Source organism: Paraphotobacterium marinum (assembly GCF_002216855.1).
GTDB classification, from domain to species: domain Bacteria; phylum Pseudomonadota; class Gammaproteobacteria; order Enterobacterales; family Vibrionaceae; genus Paraphotobacterium; species Paraphotobacterium marinum.
Genome location: NZ_CP022356.1, coordinates 1,020,237 through 1,041,659, shown reverse-complemented (window position 1 = coordinate 1,041,659; position 21,423 = coordinate 1,020,237). Strand labels below are relative to the sequence as shown.

Annotated in this window: 20 protein-coding genes; 6 read left to right on the top strand and 14 right to left on the bottom strand. The window is 30.8% G+C overall.

Going from position 1 to position 21,423, the window contains the following annotated elements; all coding sequences use genetic code 11:
- Positions 1–39 precede the first annotated feature (39 nt).
- From CF386_RS12015 to CF386_RS12005, 3 genes are all read right to left on the bottom strand, one after another.
- Positions 40–447, bottom strand: coding sequence for a hypothetical protein (locus tag CF386_RS12015; protein WP_089074669.1), 408 nt, complete (start codon positions 445–447; stop codon positions 40–42).
- Between the two features lie 304 nt (positions 448–751).
- A complete protein-coding gene (locus CF386_RS12010) occupies positions 752–1,237 on the bottom strand; it encodes a GNAT family N-acetyltransferase (RefSeq protein ID WP_089074668.1) in 486 nt (161 codons plus the stop codon).
- A gap of 195 nt (positions 1,238–1,432) precedes the next feature.
- Positions 1,433–1,804 carry a DUF2237 family protein gene (locus tag CF386_RS12005; RefSeq protein ID WP_089074667.1) on the bottom strand — a complete coding sequence of 124 codons (372 nt, stop codon included), beginning with the start codon at positions 1,802–1,804 and terminating at the stop codon, positions 1,433–1,435.
- 185 nt (positions 1,805–1,989) lie between these two features.
- On the opposite strand from CF386_RS12005, the gene CF386_RS12000 reads away from it, so the two are divergent.
- Positions 1,990–3,186 carry an MFS transporter gene (locus tag CF386_RS12000; RefSeq protein ID WP_089074666.1) on the top strand — a complete coding sequence of 399 codons (1,197 nt, stop codon included), beginning with the start codon at positions 1,990–1,992 and terminating at the stop codon, positions 3,184–3,186.
- Between the two features lie 38 nt (positions 3,187–3,224).
- Here CF386_RS12000 and CF386_RS11995 read toward each other — a convergent pair whose 3' ends face one another.
- Positions 3,225–4,202 carry a 2-hydroxyacid dehydrogenase gene (locus CF386_RS11995; protein WP_089074665.1) on the bottom strand — a complete coding sequence of 326 codons (978 nt, stop codon included), beginning with the start codon at positions 4,200–4,202 and terminating at the stop codon, positions 3,225–3,227.
- A 100-nt stretch (positions 4,203–4,302) separates the two neighbouring features.
- On the opposite strand from CF386_RS11995, the gene CF386_RS11990 reads away from it, so the two are divergent.
- The gene (locus CF386_RS11990) at positions 4,303–4,932 is read left to right on the top strand and encodes a MarC family protein (protein ID WP_089074664.1); all 630 of its coding nucleotides are present in this window, start codon (positions 4,303–4,305) and stop codon (positions 4,930–4,932) included.
- On the opposite strand, the gene CF386_RS11985 is transcribed toward CF386_RS11990, so the two are convergent.
- Entirely contained in the window at positions 4,916–6,067 is a 1,152-nt protein-coding gene (locus CF386_RS11985; protein WP_158522414.1) for an ion channel, read from the bottom strand. The two genes, CF386_RS11990 and CF386_RS11985, sit on opposite strands and share 17 nt — an antisense overlap.
- Positions 6,068–6,411: 344 nt before the next feature.
- Between CF386_RS11985 and CF386_RS11980 the strand changes: the two genes are divergently transcribed.
- Positions 6,412–7,344, top strand: a complete 933-nt coding sequence (locus CF386_RS11980; RefSeq protein ID WP_089074662.1) for an AEC family transporter — start codon at positions 6,412–6,414, stop codon at positions 7,342–7,344.
- Between the two features lie 97 nt (positions 7,345–7,441).
- On the opposite strand, the gene CF386_RS11975 is transcribed toward CF386_RS11980, so the two are convergent.
- Entirely contained in the window at positions 7,442–8,677 is a 1,236-nt protein-coding gene (locus CF386_RS11975; protein ID WP_089074661.1) for an MFS transporter, read from the bottom strand.
- A gap of 84 nt (positions 8,678–8,761) precedes the next feature.
- Positions 8,762–9,985: a hypothetical protein gene (locus tag CF386_RS11970; protein WP_089074660.1), complete on the bottom strand. Its 1,224-nt coding sequence runs from the start codon at positions 9,983–9,985 to the stop codon at positions 8,762–8,764.
- Between the two features lie 194 nt (positions 9,986–10,179).
- Here CF386_RS11970 and CF386_RS11965 point away from each other — a divergent pair, with 194 nt between their 5' ends.
- Together CF386_RS11965 and CF386_RS11960 are read left to right on the top strand one after the other, a co-directional pair.
- Complete coding sequence (locus tag CF386_RS11965) at positions 10,180–10,911, top strand: SDR family NAD(P)-dependent oxidoreductase (protein ID WP_089074659.1); 732 nt, start codon at positions 10,180–10,182, stop codon at positions 10,909–10,911.
- A 26-nt stretch (positions 10,912–10,937) separates the two neighbouring features.
- Positions 10,938–11,789, top strand: coding sequence for an amidohydrolase family protein (locus tag CF386_RS11960; protein WP_089074658.1), 852 nt, complete (start codon positions 10,938–10,940; stop codon positions 11,787–11,789).
- A 41-nt stretch (positions 11,790–11,830) separates the two neighbouring features.
- Here CF386_RS11960 and CF386_RS11955 read toward each other — a convergent pair whose 3' ends face one another.
- From CF386_RS11955 to CF386_RS12910, 4 genes are all read right to left on the bottom strand, one after another.
- The gene (locus tag CF386_RS11955; RefSeq protein ID WP_089074657.1) at positions 11,831–13,006 is read right to left on the bottom strand and encodes a mandelate racemase/muconate lactonizing enzyme family protein; all 1,176 of its coding nucleotides are present in this window, start codon (positions 13,004–13,006) and stop codon (positions 11,831–11,833) included.
- A gap of 18 nt (positions 13,007–13,024) precedes the next feature.
- Positions 13,025–13,792: a class II aldolase/adducin family protein gene (locus CF386_RS11950; protein ID WP_089074656.1), complete on the bottom strand. Its 768-nt coding sequence runs from the start codon at positions 13,790–13,792 to the stop codon at positions 13,025–13,027.
- A gap of 9 nt (positions 13,793–13,801) precedes the next feature.
- Positions 13,802–14,896 carry a DSD1 family PLP-dependent enzyme gene (locus tag CF386_RS11945; protein ID WP_089074655.1) on the bottom strand — a complete coding sequence of 365 codons (1,095 nt, stop codon included), beginning with the start codon at positions 14,894–14,896 and terminating at the stop codon, positions 13,802–13,804.
- 245 nt (positions 14,897–15,141) lie between these two features.
- Positions 15,142–15,291, bottom strand: a complete 150-nt coding sequence (locus CF386_RS12910; RefSeq protein WP_192867721.1) for a hypothetical protein — start codon at positions 15,289–15,291, stop codon at positions 15,142–15,144.
- A gap of 297 nt (positions 15,292–15,588) precedes the next feature.
- Between CF386_RS12910 and CF386_RS11940 the strand changes: the two genes are divergently transcribed.
- On the top strand, positions 15,589–16,320 hold the full coding sequence (locus tag CF386_RS11940) for a Rossmann-fold NAD(P)-binding domain-containing protein (RefSeq protein ID WP_089074654.1): 732 nt from the start codon (positions 15,589–15,591) through the stop codon (positions 16,318–16,320).
- 79 nt (positions 16,321–16,399) lie between these two features.
- Here the strand turns inward: CF386_RS11940 and rarD are convergent, their stop codons facing one another.
- The 3 genes from rarD to CF386_RS11925 all read right to left on the bottom strand — a co-directional run bounded on the left by rarD (position 16,400) and on the right by CF386_RS11925 (position 21,264).
- Entirely contained in the window at positions 16,400–17,323 is a 924-nt protein-coding gene (rarD, locus tag CF386_RS11935) for an EamA family transporter RarD (RefSeq protein ID WP_089074653.1), read from the bottom strand.
- A 95-nt stretch (positions 17,324–17,418) separates the two neighbouring features.
- Positions 17,419–19,056: a peptide ABC transporter substrate-binding protein gene (locus CF386_RS11930; protein ID WP_158522413.1), complete on the bottom strand. Its 1,638-nt coding sequence runs from the start codon at positions 19,054–19,056 to the stop codon at positions 17,419–17,421.
- A 567-nt stretch (positions 19,057–19,623) separates the two neighbouring features.
- On the bottom strand, positions 19,624–21,264 hold the full coding sequence (locus CF386_RS11925) for a peptide ABC transporter substrate-binding protein (protein WP_158522412.1): 1,641 nt from the start codon (positions 21,262–21,264) through the stop codon (positions 19,624–19,626).
- Between the last annotated feature and the right edge of the window lie 159 nt (positions 21,265–21,423).

Genomic DNA, 21,423 nt, shown 5'->3' with positions numbered 1-21,423 from the left:
ATATAATATCTACATAATCACCATTGTAAATTTGTGTAGTTAATTTATGATAGGTTGATATTTCTTTGAAAACCCTTCTCGAACTCTTTTTAAAGTTATATCTATATAAACCTTTTTTAGTTGATATATATACTTTTTTAAGCTTGGTATTTCACTTCTAACGGCAATTAGTGCTGCTTTTACTTGAACAATATCCGCTCTACTTGGTTCTCTATAGCTTTCCTTATGTTCTATCATGTAAAATTGACCCCACCAATGTTTAAAAATAAAATCAGGTTTAGCAATAATTTTAAATTTATGGTTCACGAATGTTTTAGACTTTTTCCCTTCATCTAAATAAACCAACTTACCTTGCAAACCAAAAATATTTTTTTTGCGAAAGATTTTAAAAAAAATAATAAATACAATCAATGAACCTATTAAAATAAGAATTTTTAAAGAAAACACAAATTACCTCATGTTAAACCAAATAACAAAACAAACGATGATTGTAGCCATGATTAGTAATCGAACCTTATGAATTTTAGTTGTCTTTTTTTTGACTGAACGATTTAAGCGCTCATGTCCTTTTATTCCAATTTTTCGTGCTCTCTTGGAATATTGACTTATCGTGTACTTATTATATTGAAGATAAAAAGAGTGAGGACAATTAGAGGTTTGAGCGATGTCTGATGCACTGGGATATTTTTTCATTATATTGTATATATAAACAGCATGGATATATATACAATATAACTTGTAGCCTTAAAGATCAACTGTTTATACGACTCATGTAGAATGCATCTAAAAATCGTCCATCTCCATAGGCATAATTAGAACCTTTGCCTTCAATTTCAAAGCCAAATTTCTTATACAAACAAATTGCTGCCTCATTATCAGTGTAGACCTCTAGCTCTAACCTTTTAAGATTCAACCAATTATCCGAATAGTTTAGTATTTCAGATAAAAGAACACTTCCAACACCCTGTTGTCTACAGCTCTCTGATACTCCCATTGCTAAACGCCCACAATGTGATCTACGAGGAGACTTTTCCTGAACTAGCCAAACCTCACCAATCACATCCTCTCCTTTAGTGGCAACCAGCCAACGACTTGTATCTTTTTCAAATATTTTAGACATATCATCTAAGTTAGGGTAAGGAAGTTGAAGTGTATTTTTTATATAGGTTTTTTCACTTCTCAAGTGAAATAGACTTTGTAAATCTGATTTATTAATGTGCCGAACGTTAAATGTCATATATTGCCTCCTTATATTTTTTTTGTGTTTTCGGCAATATTTTAAAGAATGGTCTCAGCTTTAAAATAAAGCCGAGTTTATGTACTGGCTTTATTTTCCAGTAATAATAATGGTTTTAGTGCTATTAAAATTGATAGTCTGTATTAATAATCTTTTCATAGGTAGTTTTATACACACCAGCTAAATTTTCATAAATTAATGCCTCAACGTATAGGCATGAGTTTTTAAAATATCTAATGGAATTAAATCTAACACAGATTCATGACATGCTTCAAGAAAAATTAGAGGAGCAGCGTTAAACTCAAATGCTTCCTTCCATCTTAAAGCACAAAGACACCACTTATCTCCTGGTTTTAATCCTGGGAAATCCATCTCAGCACGCGGTGTTATTAAATCATTGCCTTTGAAGAGACTAAACTCCAAAAACTCCTTTGTCATAATAGCACATATTGTATGTCTTCCAACATCCTCTATACCAGTTCTGCAATATCCATCTCTATAAAATCCAGTTTGTAATTTAAAGCAACAACTTTGTAGAGGGGTTCCTAGCACATTTAATTCAATCATAGTAAAACCCAATTATTCATATTTTCTTAATTTTAGTAAATCTGGATTATTATTGAATAAATTGAAATTTTAATTAACCTTTTTTTCATTAATAAGACATCCTAAGTTAAAAAGTTTCTTTACAAAAATTAAAATATCTATAATCATAATTACATTTTATTGTTGTTGTTCTATAGGAGGAATTTTTGAAGCTTTCATCAAAAAATTTAAAAGTTTTAATAATTTTCGGTGTCATACTTACCGCAACAAATTTACGTGCTCCATTGACCGATGTCCCTCCCATTTTAGACTTCATTATCGCTCAATTTAACTTAAACCCAACCCAAGCAGGTTTAATCATTACCATTCCATTGATTCTTTTTTCTGTTTTATCCCCGCTAGCTCCAAAGATTTCGTTTTTATTTGGTATAGAAAAAACTATCTTAGTTTCATTGGTAATTCTTACATTGGGTATTCTATTAAGATCTATTAATCAGTTGTACTTTTTTTATTTCGGTATAAGCCTCATAGGAATTGGCATCGCCATTTCAAATGTTCTTGTGCCTGCATTGATAAAAAAATATATACCTAATATGATTCCTTTAATTACTGCATTTTATACATTGTCTATGGGAGTTTTTGCTGCAATATCATCAAGCCTATCTATACCAGTTTTAAATTGGATAAACACTTATAATTCAGTATATTCAACAGGAACACTTATCTCTATTATTATACTGCCTCTTATATCAATTGTATTTTGGATTATCTGCCTCAGATTTTGTTACAGTAACACAAACAAACATGTCTCTTTAAAACACAAAACAAATAGTTTAAGAATTCTGAAATCAACACTTGCATGGAACTTGACATTTTATATTGGTGTTAATTCTTTTCTGACATATTCTATCATGATGTGGCTACCTCTTATTCTTAATGATATCGGTTACAGTAAAGTAAATGCTGGTTTTATTCATGGTATTTTTATTTTGATGACCTCAATACCTAGCCTCGTTATGCTTCCTTTTTTGAGTAAAGTTAATCATCATAAATTATTTGCCCCCTCTTCTGGAGTTTTAATTTTTATAGGGTTTTTAGGCCTTCAGTTCATGCCATCTTTTGCAATTTTTTGGTCTATTGTATTAGGTTTCGGTACAGGTGTTGGATTTCTTTTAGCCCTTACATTCATGGGATTAAGAGGGAAAAACACCGAAGTAACATCTATCTTATCTGCAAAGTCACAAACTTTTGGATACGCTCTTGCTGCAATCGGTCCTATTCTAATTGGATATTTACATGACCATTTTAACAATTGGATGGAGCCAAATATTTTATGTATGTTTTTAGCCATTTCGCTTATATTAACAGGTTGGTTCGCAAGTCAAAATAAAGTTATTGAATAAGACTAAAATTTCAGAAATTGATTTTACAGTGTAAATAATTAATAAATCAGATTAATACTTTTTTCTGTTATTGCATTTTTTAGAGTTACTTCAGATATATTATGAAGTGCTTCATGAGTCAAAAATGCCTGATGTCCAGTAATCAAAACATTTGGAAAAATCATCAATCTTTCAAAAACATCATCTTGAATAATATCTCCTTTATGATCTTTGAAAAAAATGGACTCCTCCTCTTCATATACATCAATTCCTAAGGCACCAATTTTCAAGCCTTTAAGTCCATGTATAACATCTGATGTTTTAATCAAACCTCCTCTACTCGTATTTATTAAAATCACACCTTTTTTCATTTTATCAATTGATGTTTTATTAATTATATACTTTGTATATTCATTAAGAGGACAATGTAAACTTACTATATCTGATTTTTTGAACACATGATCAAGGGAAGATATTTTTACCCCAACTTTTAAAATACTTTCTGAAGGTTTTGGATCAAATAATAAAATTTTACATCCAAAGCCTTTCATAATATTAGCAAAACATTCTCCAATTTTCCCCCCCCCAATAATACCAACAGTTTTATTAAAAAGATCCATTCCCTCTAAAGCATTCAAAGAAAAGTTACCTTCTCTAACACGATTATAAGATTTATGAATTTTTCTATTTAAACACATCAGTAATCCGACGGCATGCTCGGCAACTGCATAAGGAGAATATTCAGGGACTCGATAGATTAACAACTTTTCTTTTTGAGCATAATCAAGATCTACATTATTAAAACCAGCACAGCGCAATAAAATTCTTTTAACTTTAATTTTATTTAATACTTTTAAAGTATCTTTACAAAGATCGTCGTTAACAAATGCACAAACAGCATCATAACCTTGAGCTAAGGCAGCGGTTTTAGGCTCTAATCGAAACTCAACAAAGTCCAAAGTAAAATTAAAGTTTTGATTAACACTTATAAATGATTTTTTATCATATTCATGGCTAGAGAAAAATAGGATTTTCATCAGATCAAATACTTATTTTTAATATTTATTTGATAGATTATGGCATAGTATATAAAATTTAATCAAATCATTATATTTAAATTTATTTAATGGAGTTCGCATGGATTCAATACTTCAAACATCAATAGCTACCTTTTTAGGTTTTTTTGCAATTATGAACCCAATAGCCAATACAGCAGTTTTCATTGGTTTAACATCATCTTGCTCTACTGAACAAAAGAAAAAAATTGCTTTCAAAGCATTAATTACAACTTTTATCATTATTGCTATTTTTATTTTAGTAGGGAATATTATTTTTAAATTTTTTGGTATTACTTTACCAGCTCTGAGAGTAGCTGGAGGGATTTTAATCTTTTTAGTCGGTTATGATATGCTGAATAATAAAAAAAGTGAAATGCACAGCGATGATGAAAAAAATTTATCTAATGAAGATGTCCTTAATATCGCAATTACGCCACTAGCTGTCCCTTTATTAGCAGGTCCTGGTACAATTGCTACAGCGATGAACTTTGCAGCATCTCAAGCACTAAGTGATGTGATTATTACCCTGTCTATGTTTGGATTTTTATGTATCGTAAGCTATTTATTCTTTATATACGGTCAAATAATTGTCAATAAAATTGGACAAAGTGGTTTGACAATGATTACAAAATTAATGGGTTTAATTTTAGCTGTTATTGGTATCCAAATGTTAATTGTAGGCATTCATACTGCTATTCAGATGTTTTAGTAATACTTTTCAAAATCTGAGTTGTAGCAAGCGAAACAGGTGAAATAACTTCATCTGCCCCAAGTTTTTTAGCTTTGGCTAAATTATTTACGTCGTTTATTTTCAGTATAATGTTAGGTTTGTTATATTTCTTTTCTTCAAAGAAATCTTGGATTGAAAGCAATGCAAGAATATTATCCGCATCATTCCTAAGACCTAAATATATATTAGCAGCCTGCTTTAAGTTTGTATCATCATAAATTTTTACATCATTATAGCGACCTGTTATAAATTGGTTGTTGGAGTTTGTTGTAAGATTCTGATTACCATGGTTTTCAGTCACTACGATATAAGAAGCTCTGTCTATAGATAATTTTTCGATAACTTGCTCAGTTAGTTCATTCAAACCAAATATAACAATATGATTTTTCATGTGAAATCCTTCTATTTTTAAGTTTTTGACAACCTTTTGGACCCTTGTGGTTATAGTCGATATAAAATAAGATAAAATAGCTGCAAAGCTCGCTAACCCAAAAAATGTCATTGAAGTTACAAAAACTCTAGCTGTTTCAGTTTTAGCAACAATATCACCATAGCCAATGGTACTATAAGTTACAATAGTAAAATAAATTGAATCAAGAAAAGTATGCAAATTTTCAAAATCATCTCTGAGTAAGTAACTTCCGAAAACACCATACCCAAAAGAAAGTACAAACGATAAAATAATCATAAAGTGTGAATATGACATGTAAAAAAAATTTTTCGTCTGAATAAAATAAGAATATGAAGATATCAAACAGAATAATTCAAATACGTGTAGATAAAAAAGCATATCATATTGATCAGAGAAAAAGTTAATACTTATAACACAAGTCAAAATACATACAGCACTCAACCACGAACTTCTTTTACGATGAAAAATTCCCCGCGCTATGACAATTAAAAAATATCCTAAAACAAAATAAGCAATACTGCTTATTCCAATATTGTAATTTTGTGATTGGAACAAAGAAGCAATCAAAGGTTTATTAATTAAGTCTGTCCCATCAAGATAATTAGTTAGAAACGGGTAAAACCCTGTTAAGATGATAATAATACCATTAATAACAATTAAGAAAGCAACTATGCTCGGTATTTTATTTTTAATTGAAGACAAAGTCATATTCATACTAATTTATAATTTTGTTGTTTATTATAGAAAAAAATAGACATTCTTTCATTTTATAATCATAAAATTTCTTTGTATCAAAAAAGTATCTCTTCTTTGTTTATGATTTTCAACTCTTTGTATATATTTACAAGGCATTTGTAGTTGTGACTATGGAATCAAATCATGATCAATATTGGATTATAAATAAAAGATATATTTCAATTTGTGATTTATTTAATACATTAAACAATGAGCGTATTCACATTTTTGATGAAAAAAAAAAGAATAGTTGAAATGATAATTTTAAAATGATGTTATAAACCACTAAAAATTTATCAGAAGGAAATTGAATGTTTTCAACTATATTAAATGCCCTTATTCCTGTTGCATTTGTTATTTTCTTGGGTTGGTTTGCTGGTTATAGAAAGATTATTGATAACAAACATAGTGAAAGTTTTGCGACCTACGTAATGAACTTTAGTTTTCCATGTTTATTATTTTCAATCACTGCAACCTCAAAACTTGATGAGATTTTTGATTCAAATATTATTTTAGCCTTTACCATCAGTCTCATGGGCATGTATTTTATATGTTTATTTATCTATAAATATCTCTTGAAAAAAAATAAAAAAGAAAGTGCTCAAGGTGCTTTTGTTTGTTCTTTCCCAGACATGGCCTTTATGGGGATACCAATTTTCACAGAAATTTTAGGTTCAAAGGCGCTCCTATCAATTGTTATCGGAAATATGATCACAAGTATTTTAATGATTCCTCTGACTATTATTTTATTAGAGTCCACCTCAAATAAAAAACTAAATATATCACAAGTTTTCCTGCAAGAATTTATAAGTGTCGTCAAGAAACCACTATTCTTTGCGCCTATTTTAGGAATTATTTATGCTTATTCCGGTTTATCTCTGCCTTCAGTATTCAATGAGAGCTTAACGCTTATTGGCAAATCAACTTCTGGTGTATCTTTATTTGCGCTCGGATTGATCATGTCTAGTTTTGTAATTAAATTTAACAAAAATGTTTTGTTAAATATTTCTCTCAAAAATTTCTTTCATCCAGCTTTAATGATGGCGTTGGTATTTGTTTTTGGAATTAAGGGACTCATTGCGAAAGAACTTGTATTGTTGTGTGCTATGCCTACAGCCACAATGACAACCATGTTTGCACTTAAATACAATACACTAATTGAAGACTCCACAAGCTCTGCAATTTTAGGTACGCTAATATCTATTATATCTTTATCTCTTTTTATGGTTCTGGTTCACATATAAAACTGTCCTTACTTCAATATAAAAAAGGCAGATATTTCTGCCTTAATCATTTATAAAAGTTTAAAAGCCTACAACTTTTGTGAATTTATCTGAATATTTAAGATTTGACCATCGTATCATCTCCAAAGGATTTAAACTTTAATGAGGCAAACAATAATAAGCTAGCGATAATTATTATAAATAAAGGAAGGCCTAAAGTTGTTTTATGTGACAGCCATACTAAAAGTGCTGGCATAAATGATGCAATACCCAAACCGAGAGTATAGGAAACATTTGTTGATAAACAACTTACACTGCCTTTGAATCCTCTTCCTAAAATTGGCAACAAAATTCCTTTTAATGCGCCAGCAACAAAGCTCATAACAACCATAAGTGATGCATAAATAAAAAATGTTTGTATATTTAAACCTAAACTAACCAAACCAATCATTAACATAATAAGAGATACACTTACCACAAGAATTTTATTATTAATTTTATCATTCAAAAGTCCAAAAAATGGGGCAGAAAAAATGACACACCAAAGAAATATTTGTGAATAAGAGTAAGAAATGGCTTTACTGTAATGAAAGACATAAATCATATAGGGGATACATAAAAATGCAACCATAGAAAAGGTACTCGCAGCACAAAAAGACAAGGTTCCGTAAGTCAAAAGCCTACCAAAATTGGCAGAAAAGTCTTTACCCAAAGTTTTCAAGCAAACCATTTTTTTTTCTTCTGATATAAACAGTCCATTTTTTTTATTTAAAACAATATGGACTAAAAATAAAATTAATGATAATAAAAAAGGAAGTCGCCAAATCAAAGAAGTATCCGAAACTTTAGAAACAACACCTGCGGCAATCAAAGCCATTGAATGTCCCAATAATGAAATAGACATACATATACCAAGTGAAAATCCTTTATACTTAATTTCATCTCCCAAGGACTCATTCATAGAGATTAAGGTACCAAATTGTCCTCCCATTGATAATCCTTGTAAAAGTCGTAAAATTACCAAAATGATTGGTGCTGCAACTCCTATAGTTGCATATGCTGGTAAAAGTCCCATTAGAGAAGTAGAGATAGCCATCATTAATATCGAAATATTATAGCTTAATTTACGACCGTAAATATCTCCGATTAACCCAAAAATTATAGCACCTATTGGGCGTACTACGTTCCCTGCCGCAAGCCCTAATAACAGTGCAATTACACTTTCACCAATTGCTAAATTAGGTAAAAAAGCTTGAATTAAAAAAGGCATGAAAGATAAATATAAAAATGCGTCGTACCATTCTATTATATTTCCAAATGCTAATTTCATTAACTGTTTAGTTGATGTATTCATATTATAATCACCGATTTTTTAAATTTAAGTTATGTTGCAACATATCATTTAGTGATATATTACTCTTATAAATGTACTCAAGAATTAAAAACTATATTGAATTTGTCCCCAAACACCATTTCCTTGATGGTAAGAACTGCTTGATGGGATTAAATCTTTGATATATTCAACACCTGTTGAAAAATGCCGATTAAAGAGATAATTATAAGTTAGTAATAACTGATTTATACTTGTTTGTTGACTATTTTTACCAAAACCCAATGGTTTTCCATTTTGAACTAAGTTTTCTGGATTATCAAAATCAAAAAATCTTGAAAAATCATATTCAAGACCAATATGATGTCCACCAGTAATGTATTGAACCGCTGTCACAGTAGAATAAAATTTTGCTAATGAGTTCCCAAATTCAGGAGCACTTTTAAAATCACTTCTACCAAAAACAAATTGACCTGTTTTATCTACCCCAGAGATACCGGAAGTAATACTTTTACCATAACTTAAGGTTTGAGCTAAATACCAATTTTGACTACTATAACTCATGTCTAACTCTGTCATCCAAGCTTTTCCGAAATTTGCTTCCAGTGTTTTAACTTGTGTGATACCAGCACCTGCACCTAATTTAACACCTGAGTCACCTAAGGCATAACTTAAAAAGAATTGACTTGGACTTTTATAACCAGAATCATTCCAACCTTGATAATCTTCATTTACATTGTAGTTACCATCACTCAATGCAAATGTACTATAGAGTGAAAAATTATTGTTTAAATAATTATAACCAATGGTATTTCTTTGACGTTTTTGAAATGGTTGTGGAACAACTGAAGTTGTTGCTCGATCCTCATAATTCAAACCAATTGATGCAAAGTGTCCTTTATTCAAAGCACCATACATAAACCCATAAAGAAATTGACCATATCTATCGTCACCAATACCGGCATATAAAGACCGAGGGGTTACCCCTAACTTACTATTACCCCAAACCCGAGTATAAAAATAACCTATCCCATATGTATGCTCTGCAAAATATGATTTGCCCTGAAACCATAAATTTGTATAGTTCTGATTATAAACATCTCCCTTGGATGCATGTTCTAAACCTTTTGCTCCCGTTCCACCAGGAATGTGCGCATGACTTATATCATTATCATATGTAAAGAAAGTAGAACGAATATATCCACCCCAGGAAATGCTTGTTTTATCTTGTTCATATAAATTTTGTGATATTGCGCTTGATGTGAAGCAACTAATACAGAGAGAAAGAGGCAGAGCAACTTTCCAAGATTGAATAAGGTTATTTTTTTTCATTATTTTCTCATATTTATTTATAGTAATTTTGAGTGGGAAATATACTTTACATTTAAACTAAATGATAATGATTATCATTTATTGGCATGATTACTTTTTGTTATTATTAACAAACCCAAATGAAATTAATTAAAACTTAAGACTCTTGCAGTTTAAATATGTTATTCTTTAATTTTTAAAAAGGAACCCTTACCATGAATAAAGTTGCAGTTGTCAGCGGTGGCAGTAACGGAATCGGTAAATCTATCGTAAAATTACTAAGAAAAAAAAATATAACTGTCTACAATCTCGACATCCAAACTGATGAGTGTGATCATTATTTAAAATGTAATTTAGCAAATAAAGAAGAAGTCAATGAATGTATAATGCAAATTATAAGAGATGAGCATACAATAGATTATCTTGTATCTTCTGCAGGCATTCATTTTTCGGGTAATATTGAACAAACTACCTACGATGATTTTAATAGAGTTTTACAAATAAATGTTGGTGGGACTTTTAACTTATTAAAAGCAGTCCTCCCCTATATGAAAAAAAATAATGCTGGTAAGATAGTCTTATTGGGTTCTGATCAATCCAAAATTGCTAAGCCTAACTCCAGTTGTTACAATCTTTCCAAGCATGCTATTGCATCGTTAGCTAAAACAACCGCTATAGATTATGCCAAGCATAACATTTTAGTTAATGCGGTTTGTCCTGGCACGATAGAAACACCTCTCTATCACAATGCTATCGAAAAATATGCCAAAAAAAATAACATACAACACATAGAACAGTTACACGAAGAGGAAGCTAAGCTTCAACCTTTAAACAGAATAGGACAACCAGATGAAGTTGCTGAGTTAATATATTTTTTATTATCTGATAAAAATAAATACATCACTGGAAGTCTACAAATGATAGACGGCGGATTTACTGCTATCTGATTTTAACTTATTGACAGGGACATCTTATGCAAAAAATAATAGATCCTCATCTTCATTTTTTTAATTTGGATATCGGACAATATAATTGGCTCAAATCTGAAAATCCACCTTACTGGGACGACAAAGGCATTATCCAAAAAAACTTTTCTGAAAAAGATTTAATGTTAGGTCCGCATTTAAATTTAGAATCCTTTGTCCATGTTGAAGCTGGATTCAGTAATGAGCAACCATCCAAAGAAATTGAATGGCTCGAAAAAGTAATTTCAAAACCTTTCAAGTCAATAGCTACATGCAATCTCCAACAAAACCATAAACTTTTCAATAAAAATATAGAAGAACTAAAACGATTTCAAAGTTTCATTGGCGTCAGGGATATTATCGATCAAAATGGTCACAAATTATTGCCAAATCAAGAAGCCATGAGAAATTTTGAAATTCTAAATGAGAATAAACTAATTTTTGAACTGCAAATTGATAAACTTAGCAACACTAATAATGAATTTATTAAAGAAATCACAAAAGCTTTCCCAAATATCAAATTTGTTTTAAACCATATAGGTTTTCCTGCGTATAGCCATAATAATTTTGATACCATGTGTTTATTGAAAGATCTAAACCAATGCGAAAATTTATATATAAAGGCTTCAGGTTGGGAAATGATGAATCGAAATTATGAATTAATTTTTGTGGAAAATATTATGTCAGCTTTAATCAACCACTTTGATACAAACAAGATCATGTTAGCAAGCAATTTCCCACTTAATTTGTTTAAAGGCTCATATGAGGAACTATGGGACAATTATTTTCATATACTTAATGACGAACAGTTAACCCATAAACTCACATATCAAAATGCTAAAAATATTTACAATATTTAAAATATGAACAAAAGTTAACTTTTGTTCATATTAATAAACTTTTATTTGATAAGTATTTTGTGACCCCTTGATAAAATTTCATCATTTAGATGAATGCCTAATCCAGGCTTATCACTTACATTAAACTTACCATTAATTGGTTGAGGATCCTCGATACATAGCTCTCTGTTCCATTTTTTTATTGCATATGTATGATGCTCATGGATTAAGAAATTAGGTATTGCTGATTCAAGATGTAAGGAAGCAGCTGTAGCAACTGGACCACCACAAACATGCGCTTGAATTCTCACGTCAAAGATATCAGCATAATCACAGACTTTTTTTGTTTCTGTAAAGCCACCGCATAAACCAATATCAGGCTGAAGAACATCAACACTTTGATCTTCTAAATATGGTCTTATTTGCCATCTATTATATAATCTTTCTCCACCCGCAATTGGTACATCAAGTTTTCTAGCTACTTTTTTATGTAACGAATGATTCAAATAATTAACAGGCTCCTCATAATACATACAATCAAACTCTTCGGCAATTTCCCCTATTTGGATGGCAGAAGTTGCTCCCGGAAGGCTATGACATTCAAAAATTATATCAACCTCATCACCAACTTCTTTTCTAATAGCTTCCATTCGTGAGCGATATAATTTCATTTCAGCACGAGAAATGATGTTTGTTCTATCATAGTAAGTATTTCCATCTTTATCATACATAATAGGGTCTACTTTGACAGCATCATATCCATCCTCAATAGCTTTTCTTGCAGCTTCACCATATTCCTCTGGTTGCACCAAAGCTTTAAAATTATCAGACCAATCAAATTGAAGCTGAGAGGCATAAGTTCTCAAATTTTCATTAACTTTCCCACCCAACAACTGATAAACTGGTAGATTCAAAGCCTTACCTTTAATGTCCCAAAGTGCTGTATCAATTGCACTCATTGCAGAGTATATAACAGGCCCCCCACCTAGACCCCAAAAGCTTTCACGTAGCATTCTTGACCACAGTTTCTCTGTACAAAATGGGTCAAAACCTATTAAAAAAGCTTCAGCAAATTCCTTTATCATATTTGCTGCTGCGCTATGTCCTAAATCATAAGCTAGACCCGCTTCTCCAACGCCACTAATTCCTTCATCAGTATTTATTCTAACAAAAACAGGTGTCCATTGAGGTCGTTCAGGACAAAAACTATCAAAAACTTCAACTGAAACTATCTTCATTATTACCTCTTACGTCAATTATGATGCAAATGATGCATCTTTTTTATGAACTCTTCGTAAAATAGAAGGCCATGTCAAAACACCTCCTGTTTTACCTAAATTTACAGCTTTTTGCTGTCTTGCAACATCATCTAATATAGATTGATTAACTTTTATAATTTGTTGGCCTGTCGACTGCATCATTATTTGAATTTCACATGCTCTTTGTAAATCATACATTCTCATGAAAGCATCACCAATTGTAGGTCCTACAGTTAATGCTCCATGGTTAATCAATAACATATGATTGTGGCTACCCAAGTCATTTTGAAGTGTAAGCCTTTCGTCCTCATCAACAGCCAAACCCTCATAAGAATGATATGAAAGTGAATTAAGAGAAAACATAGAATATTGGCTATAAGGTAGCAAGCCACACTTTTGTGATGCTACTGTCGCGGTTTCATTAGTATGAAGGTGTAAAACACACATGACATCTGGTCGTGCTTCATGAACAGCTGAGTGAATCGTAAACCCCGCAGGATTAATATCACTCATATTGTCACCAATTACATTACCATCTAAGTCTACTTTTACTAAAGATGAAGCTGTGACTTCATCAAACCCCCAACCATAGGCATTTACAAGATAATGCTCTGTATTTGGAATTTTTGCTGAAATATGAGTATGTATTAAATCATCCCAACCCATAATAGAAACCATACGATAACATGCTGCTAAATTGACTCTTACTTCCCATTCACAGGCACTTACTAAATTTTTTAAACTTTTTTGCTCTAACTTAAACATTCTATTTCCTTATTGGGAACAGCCACGCCCACTGATTTTTAAAGATTTAACGATTTTATCATTATCATCAAGTAAATACATGTCATCAAAATTATTCAAGGTTGTATCACAATGACTGGGAATTAAGAGAACTTGGTCACCTATATTTAAATTCATGGATTCATCTTCAATGTCTAAAATACCATGCTCATCACCGCCACAACGATACGTTACACCCTTTAAATCGAAAACAGAGGGCATTCCGTGATCGATACTTAATGACTTCATACCAGCATCTATGACTAGTCTATTATGAGCTGGCTTAGAAATAACGGTACTCAATACCATTAAAGAATTACCAAAATTTATATTATCTGAATCATTTGGCTTCATAATTTCTTTATAAGCCTTATCCATAAATATATAAGACCCACATTGTATTTCAGAAAAAAAACTATTATCAGAGGCGTAAAAAGTACCAGTTCCAGCGCCGCTTATAATTATTTCATTTTTTTCAATTTTATAATCTTTAAAAAATCTTTTTATAGGATTTAAAGCTTGAGCTGCTTCAGATAACCTTGATTCATAATTTTGTACCAATTGCAGATGCCCACTATAGGCTTGAATGCCACAAAAATTTACATGTTCTTTCTGATTAATTAAATCAATCAAGTTTTTTAAGTTTTCATCAGGAATCAACCCACAACGTTTCTGTCCTGCTTCGACTTCAACTACCAAGTTAATGATGACACTTTTATCTTTTGAAAAACTATCTATTTGCTCAACATGATAAGCACTATCAACAACCTGGTATAAAACCAAACTTGGGAAGTTTTTCTGGAGCTCGACTAATCGCTTGAACTTTACGGAGCTTGCAATGGGTGTTGTAATTAAGATATCTTTAATTCCATGCTCAGCCATGATCTCTGCTTCACTTAATTTTGAAACACAAATTCCACTTGCTCCAAGTTCAATTTGCATATTTGCTAAATAAGGTGTCTTATGAGCTTTAGTATGTGGTCTTAAATTAATATTTTTTGAATCAGCATATTTTTGCATCTTCATTAAATTATCTTTCATTATACTCTTACGTATAATGAGTGCTGGCGTGTCAAGTTCTATCATAAATTACTTCTTCTGTCCTAAACATGAGCCAATCATTGCACTTTTATTATAACTGTGTCAATAACCTAAGTATCTTTATTGATGTACAACATTAACTTACTAAAATTCAGTTTAATAAGCTTATGCATTTTTAAAAAAAATATATATTAACCTTATAGTTATCTATTTTATATAGAGCAAATTCAACATCATTGTGTAGTAAAAAATGTTGAATCAACCAAATAAAAAAACTCATCTTATTCCAATTAGTCTCTACCATCCAATACTCTCACCTTTTTTTGAGTACTATAATCATTTTTAACTGACTCTCCCAACCCTAATTTATGCAATGCCTCTTTTTCGGTTACACCCAAATGACATTTCATTATATCAACCGCAACTAAGTACTCTTCCATATCATTTTCCTTTCATTCAAAACTTATTCATTGCTACCATTAATATTCACAGAAAATATCATTTTTTTCAATAAGTTAGTTTTTAAAACAGAATTAATGGGATGGTTTTGATATTTTTGGGATAAATTTTTTTTTCATTCACATCTTTAAAAAAAATTGTTAATTTAATTTCGATATCTTCATTATAATTAGTTATTTATAAGCGTGAATTTGTTTTAGCTTATAAGACATGTATGAAAAAAATATCTCTTAACATAGAATCGTTTTAAATTAAGATCCTGTTATAGGAGGGGATGAATGAAACAAAACTTAATACTTGGTGCAGGTTTTATAGGAAGTGCCATTATACAACAAGATCCAAGTTGGCTAGGCACATCCAGAACGAACAAAAAGTATTTAATCCTGGATCCTAATAAATCATTAGATCATATTAATGGAGGTACACTTATAATAACCTTCCCTATTAATAATGTTGAAAAAAGGAAATTTAAAGACTTTTGTAATTGGGTTCAAAATTTTGAAAAAGTTATTTTATTAAGTTCAACAGGTGCTTTTTTGAATAAAGAAAATCAAAAGTTAGTTGATGAACATTCACCAATTGATATGGAATCAGAGAGATACCAACTTGAAACAAAACTCATGGAGTCTCAAAATTTCACAATTTTACATTTAGCAGGTCTTTACAACAAAATAAGAAACCCTCTTAATTGGCTTGAGAAAAATAGAATTAGTGAAAGCAAAAATGCTGTTCGATTAATACATAGACAGGATGTTGCTCGAATCATTAATCTTTCTTTTAATAATCTTAAAAGTGGGGAACGTTATATTCTAAGTGATGGAGTTAGGCATTATTGGTATAATATTCAAGAATTAGGACTGACACAAAATAGATTTAGTAAGAATTATCATAAAAAAGATTTTAATAAACTTAACCAACTCACTTATAACTTTTCTATACAAAAAATAAAACAACTATTACCAAAAGAGTTTAATTTTTTAAGTCTGGAGAAAGGTATAACAATAGAATAAAACTCTCTATTAAAATTCATTAAATTTTTCAGTTAGATATTTAAACAATTTTTATATATCGCTTTTTTGATTAAAGTAATTAATGTTTTTTTAAGATTGTATTCTTGTTTAAAGTTTTTTTTGATTTAATTTTTTTTATAAAAGCTTCATTTACAATGATAATAAAAATGCCAATCCATATGAAAGAAAATGTTATAGCATTCGTCATATTAAATGTTTCATTTAACAAAAGTGTAGCGAGAAAAAACTGAATAGTTGGTTCAACATACTGCATAATTCCTACTACATTTAAATTAATATGTTGAACCGCCAAAGTAAATAATATAAGCGGTAATATTGTTACAAAGGATGTCCCAATATATAAAATTAAATCATTACTTCCGATTAAGGAATCTTGTTTGTGAAAATGGAAATAGTATACCAAATAGACCAATGCTAGTGGAACAAGTAATAATGCTTCTAAAAAGATTGATGTAATTGAGTCAAGTTTTATAAATTTTTTCATCATTCCGTACAAAGCAAAAAAAACTGCCATCAAAATAGAGACTAACGGAAATGTATGGTAAATTGAAATTTGGTAAAAAATGCCTACGATTACCAAAAACATAGCAATTTTATATGAATTTGGTAGCCTTTCTTTAAAAATAATAGTACCTATAAAAATGCAAATAATAGGGTTTATAAAATACGCTAGACTTACCGCTAAAATATTTTTTTGATTGGAAGCCAATGCAAATAACGTCCAACTCACACAGTAAATTATTGAAGCCAAAAAACAATATATAACCGTTTTAGACGTGAAAATTTCTTTGAAGTTTACTTTAGATTTATTAAAAATTTTTACAACTAAGTAAAGCAGAGGTACCGAAAAAGTAATTCTAATTGCCAACAATAGAAATATATCCATTTTATGAATCAATGCGAAGTATAAAGGAGCAATACCCCAAAAGAAAAAAGCTAAAAAGGCATATATAAAACCTTTGTTTGATTCTGTCGTTTGCACTTAACCTTCACTCTCAACTCAATTAAAAAGAGAACTAAATTTTAGTTCTCTTTTATTACTTAGAAATCTATTGTATATGTTTTTTACATTATTTCTTAATGTTTTTCAATATATACATTTTTAGCATAAAAATATGCTAAAGGATTCTGGTTCACCCATCCTTTAACATAAGGTTTAACTAAATAAGGCAAACTTGACGAATATTGTGGTGCAATAAACATTGTTTTATCAATCACTTTATCAACTTCGGTAAAGTATTTGCGTCTTTCAGCATCACTGCTTGCTGTAGCGGCCTTATCAAGCAAAGAGTCATATTCCTTATTGTGGAAATGTGGACTATTTTGTGTTGAAGTAGAAGTAAATAATCCATAGAACGTTGTTGGATCATTATAATCTCCATACCAATCATCCGCAGCAACTTGAGTAGAAGGAGCACTTCTTTGAGCTAACCAAGTTTTGTATTCAACGACATTTAACTTAACTTTAACAGGCAGTGTTGATTGCCACATGGATTGTATAGCCTGGGCTGCTTTTTTAAATTCCGGCTTATTCGGCAATAAAACAGTAAATTCTAATGGATGTTCTTTGTTAAAGCCTGCTTCATTTAATAACTTAACAGCTTTTTGAGCCAAGGCTTTTGGATCTTCTTTTGCCCATGCAGGTCTAAATTGATTGTGACCTGAAGTTGTTGGGGGTAATAAAGAATATAGTGGTTTTGATCCCATCCCAATAACTGAATTTGCAAGAGCTTCTCTATTAATGGTATAGCTTAAAGCCTTTCTAACTTTTACATTATCAAAAGGTGCCTTTTGTGTATTAAAATCGTAATAAAATACTTTCAAAATATCACTAGTATGAAGTTGATTTGGCATTGCCTTTTTAATTGAATTGTATTGTTCAATTGGAACCGTATAAGTTGTATCTAAATCGCCTGATTTATAGAAATTTACTTGGGTAGCATAATCGGGTACGCCACGATAAATAACTTTATCTAACACCGTTTTCTTATTATTCCAGTAATTTGTGTTTCTAACCGATACGACTTTTTCGTTAACAACCCACTGGTCAATTTTAAATGCCCCATTTGAGACCATATGTTCAGGTTTAAAATAGTCTTCACCCCATTTTTTAAAGTTTTTTTCTGAAATGGGAGAAGCAAAACCTATACCTAAGGTACTCACAAAGTAAGGGGTAGCCTTATCTAATTTAATTTGTAACGTTGTGTCATCCAAAGCTTTTACACCCAGTTTATCCGGTGAAACCTTTCCATCCATAACTTCTTTAGAATTGACGACATTACTTAAGGATAGGTAATAAGCATATTCAGAGCCAGTCTTTGGATCGACCCATCTTTTGAAAGCAAATTCATAATCATGAGCTGTTAAGGGAGAGCCATCAGACCACTTCAAACCAGGTCTTAAATGGAAAGTGACCGTTTTACCATCTGGACTAACGTCCCAAGACTTAGCATCACCTGGAATTATATTCCCTTTATCATCATAGTTAACCAGTTGGTTATAAACGTCTAATAAAACTGCATTAGAAGCAGCGTCGGTAGCTTTGGCTGGATCCATCGTTACAGGATAATCTCTCGTACCTTCTTTCAATACTTGTTCTTTTGCTAATTGAACTCCACTTGGAACATCTGCTGCATTAACAACAGGCGAAAGTGTTACGGATAGTGAAGCAATAGTTGCAAGTGCAACTAAGCTTTTTTTAAAGCTTATATTCATTATTTCCCTCATTGCGTTTGTTTGTATTTATTATAATTTTATTTTTTGCTACCTAATCAAAATACCAAGATTAATAGACAAAATCTATAGCTATAGCTAATTTGATATTTTTTACTAATTAACATTGTAGTTATAAAATTATTATTCAAAAAATTGATGTTTTTATGCAGTATGCACAATTTATAATGGATTTGTTGAAATTTTGCGCACATAAATTGCCATAACAGATGCCATTTTTTAATGCAAAAATAAGTATATTAATTAGAAAAACAAAGATAAGCTTTATAAATATATTAATCTTATTATGTTCTATGAAGCTATAGGTAATGATGTTGATTTTTTTGAGCTTAAATAAATTAAATTTATATATGCATTTTAAACAAAAAATAAATATTCTAATGCATGAAAAAACAATCCATAAAGTTTTCTATTACTAGATTTATATTGAAGACGCTTGCATGTCTAAAAGAGATGGTTATTTTAATGCATTAAAATAACCATCTCTTTTTAACAAAATATTCAATCTCACAAGTTTATTTACTATTCAATATAAGATTGAACTTGAACTTATGAATGTTTCGTTATGTAAACATTTTTAGCATAAAAATATGCTAAAGGATTTTGGTTCGCCCATCCTTTGACATAAGGTTTAACTAAGTAAGGTAAACTTGACGAATATTGTGGCGCAATAAACATTTTTTTATCTATTAGTTTATCAATTTCAGTAAAGTATTTGCGTCTTTCAGCATCGCTGCTTGCTGTAGCGGCCTTATCAATTAAAGTGTCGTATTCCTTACTTTGGAAATGAGAACCATTTTGTGTTGAAGTAGAAGTAAATAATCCAAAGAACGTTGTTGGATCATTATAATCTCCATACCAATCATCCGCAACAACTTGATGCGTAGGTTGAAATTTTTCAGCTAACCAAGTCTTGTACTCAACGACATTCAACTTAACTTTAACAGGCAGTGTTGATTGCCACATAGATTGTATAGCCTGGGCTGCTTTTTTAAATTCAGGCGTATTAGCAACCAAAACAGAAAACTCAAGTGGATGTTCTTTATTGTAGCCTGCTTCATTTAATAACTTAACAGCTTTTTGAGCTAAAGCTTTTGGATCTTCTTTTGACCATGCTGGTTTAAATTGATTGTGACCAGCAGTGTTTGAAGGTAGTAACGAGTACAGAGGTTTTGATCCCATCCCAATTACTGAATTTGCAAGAGCTTCTCTATTAATCGTATAGCTTAAAGCCTTTCTAACTTTTACATTATCAAAAGGTGCCTTTTGTGTATTAAAATCGTAATAAAATACTTTCAAAATATCATTAGTATGAAGTTGATTCGGCATTTCTTTCTTGATTTTACTATATTGTTCAATTGGAACCGTATAAGTTGTATCTAATTCACCTGATTTATAAAAATTAACTTGAGTGGCATAATCGGGTACGCCACGATAAACAACTTTATCTAACACCGTTTTCTTATTATTCCAGTAATTTTTGTTTCGAACCGAAACAACTTTTTCATTAATAACCCACTGGTCAATTTTAAATGCGCCATTTGAGACCATATGTTCAGGTTTAAAATAGTCTTCACCCCATTTTTTATAGTTTTTTTCTGAAATCGGGGAAGCAAAACCTATACCTAAAGTATTCACAAAATAAGGGGTTGCCTTATCTAATTTAATTTGTAAGGTTGTATCATCCAAAGCTTTCACACCCAGTTTGTCCGGTGAAACCTTTCCATCCATAACTTCTTTGGAGTTCACGACATTACTTAAGGATAGGTAATAAGCATAGTCTGAGCCTGTTTTAGGGTCTACCCATCTTTTGAAAGCAAATTCATAATCATGAGCTGTTAAGGGAGAGCCATCAGACCACTTCAAACCAGGTCTTAAATGGAAAGTGACCGTTTTACCATCTGGACTAACGTCCCAAGATTTAGCATCGCCTGGAATGATGTTACCTTTATCATCATAGTTGACCAATTGGTTATAAACGTCTAGTAAAACTGCATTAGAAGCAGCGTCGGTAGCTTTTGCTGGATCCGCTGTTACAGGATAATCTCTCGTACCTTCTTTCAATACTTGTTCTTTTGCTAATTGAACTCCACTTGGAACATCTGCTGCTTTAACAACAGGAGAAAGTGTTACGGATAGTGAAGCAATAGTTGCAAGTGCAACTAAGCTTTTTTTAAAGCTTATATTCATAATTAACCTCATTGTGTTTGTATATTTTTATATTTATATTTTTCATTACCTCATAAAAATACCAATATTAATAGACAAAATCTATAGCTTTAGCAAATTTGATATTTTTTACTAATTAACATTGTAGTTATAAAATTATTATTCTAAAAATGATTGTTT

Coding starts and splice junctions, on each gene's coding strand:
- CF386_RS12010 (WP_089074668.1), bottom strand. CDS start 1,237: ATGACATTTAACGTTCGGCACATTAATAAATCAGATTTACAAAGTCTA.
- CF386_RS12005 (WP_089074667.1), bottom strand. CDS start 1,804: ATGATTGAATTAAATGTGCTAGGAACCCCTCTACAAAGTTGTTGCTTT.
- CF386_RS11995 (WP_089074665.1), bottom strand. CDS start 4,202: ATGAAAATCCTATTTTTCTCTAGCCATGAATATGATAAAAAATCATTT.
- CF386_RS11990 (WP_089074664.1), top strand. CDS start 4,303: ATGGATTCAATACTTCAAACATCAATAGCTACCTTTTTAGGTTTTTTT.
- CF386_RS11980 (WP_089074662.1), top strand. CDS start 6,412: ATGTTTTCAACTATATTAAATGCCCTTATTCCTGTTGCATTTGTTATT.
- CF386_RS11975 (WP_089074661.1), bottom strand. CDS start 8,677: ATGAATACATCAACTAAACAGTTAATGAAATTAGCATTTGGAAATATA.
- CF386_RS11970 (WP_089074660.1), bottom strand. CDS start 9,985: ATGAAAAAAAATAACCTTATTCAATCTTGGAAAGTTGCTCTGCCTCTT.
- CF386_RS11965 (WP_089074659.1), top strand. CDS start 10,180: ATGAATAAAGTTGCAGTTGTCAGCGGTGGCAGTAACGGAATCGGTAAA.
- CF386_RS11960 (WP_089074658.1), top strand. CDS start 10,938: ATGCAAAAAATAATAGATCCTCATCTTCATTTTTTTAATTTGGATATC.
- CF386_RS11955 (WP_089074657.1), bottom strand. CDS start 13,006: ATGAAGATAGTTTCAGTTGAAGTTTTTGATAGTTTTTGTCCTGAACGA.
- CF386_RS11950 (WP_089074656.1), bottom strand. CDS start 13,792: ATGTTTAAGTTAGAGCAAAAAAGTTTAAAAAATTTAGTAAGTGCCTGT.
- CF386_RS11945 (WP_089074655.1), bottom strand. CDS start 14,896: ATGATAGAACTTGACACGCCAGCACTCATTATACGTAAGAGTATAATG.
- CF386_RS12910 (WP_192867721.1), bottom strand. CDS start 15,291: ATGGAAGAGTACTTAGTTGCGGTTGATATAATGAAATGTCATTTGGGT.
- CF386_RS11940 (WP_089074654.1), top strand. CDS start 15,589: ATGAAACAAAACTTAATACTTGGTGCAGGTTTTATAGGAAGTGCCATT.
- CF386_RS11930 (WP_158522413.1), bottom strand. CDS start 19,056: ATGAATATAAGCTTTAAAAAAAGCTTAGTTGCACTTGCAACTATTGCT.
- CF386_RS11925 (WP_158522412.1), bottom strand. CDS start 21,264: ATGAATATAAGCTTTAAAAAAAGCTTAGTTGCACTTGCAACTATTGCT.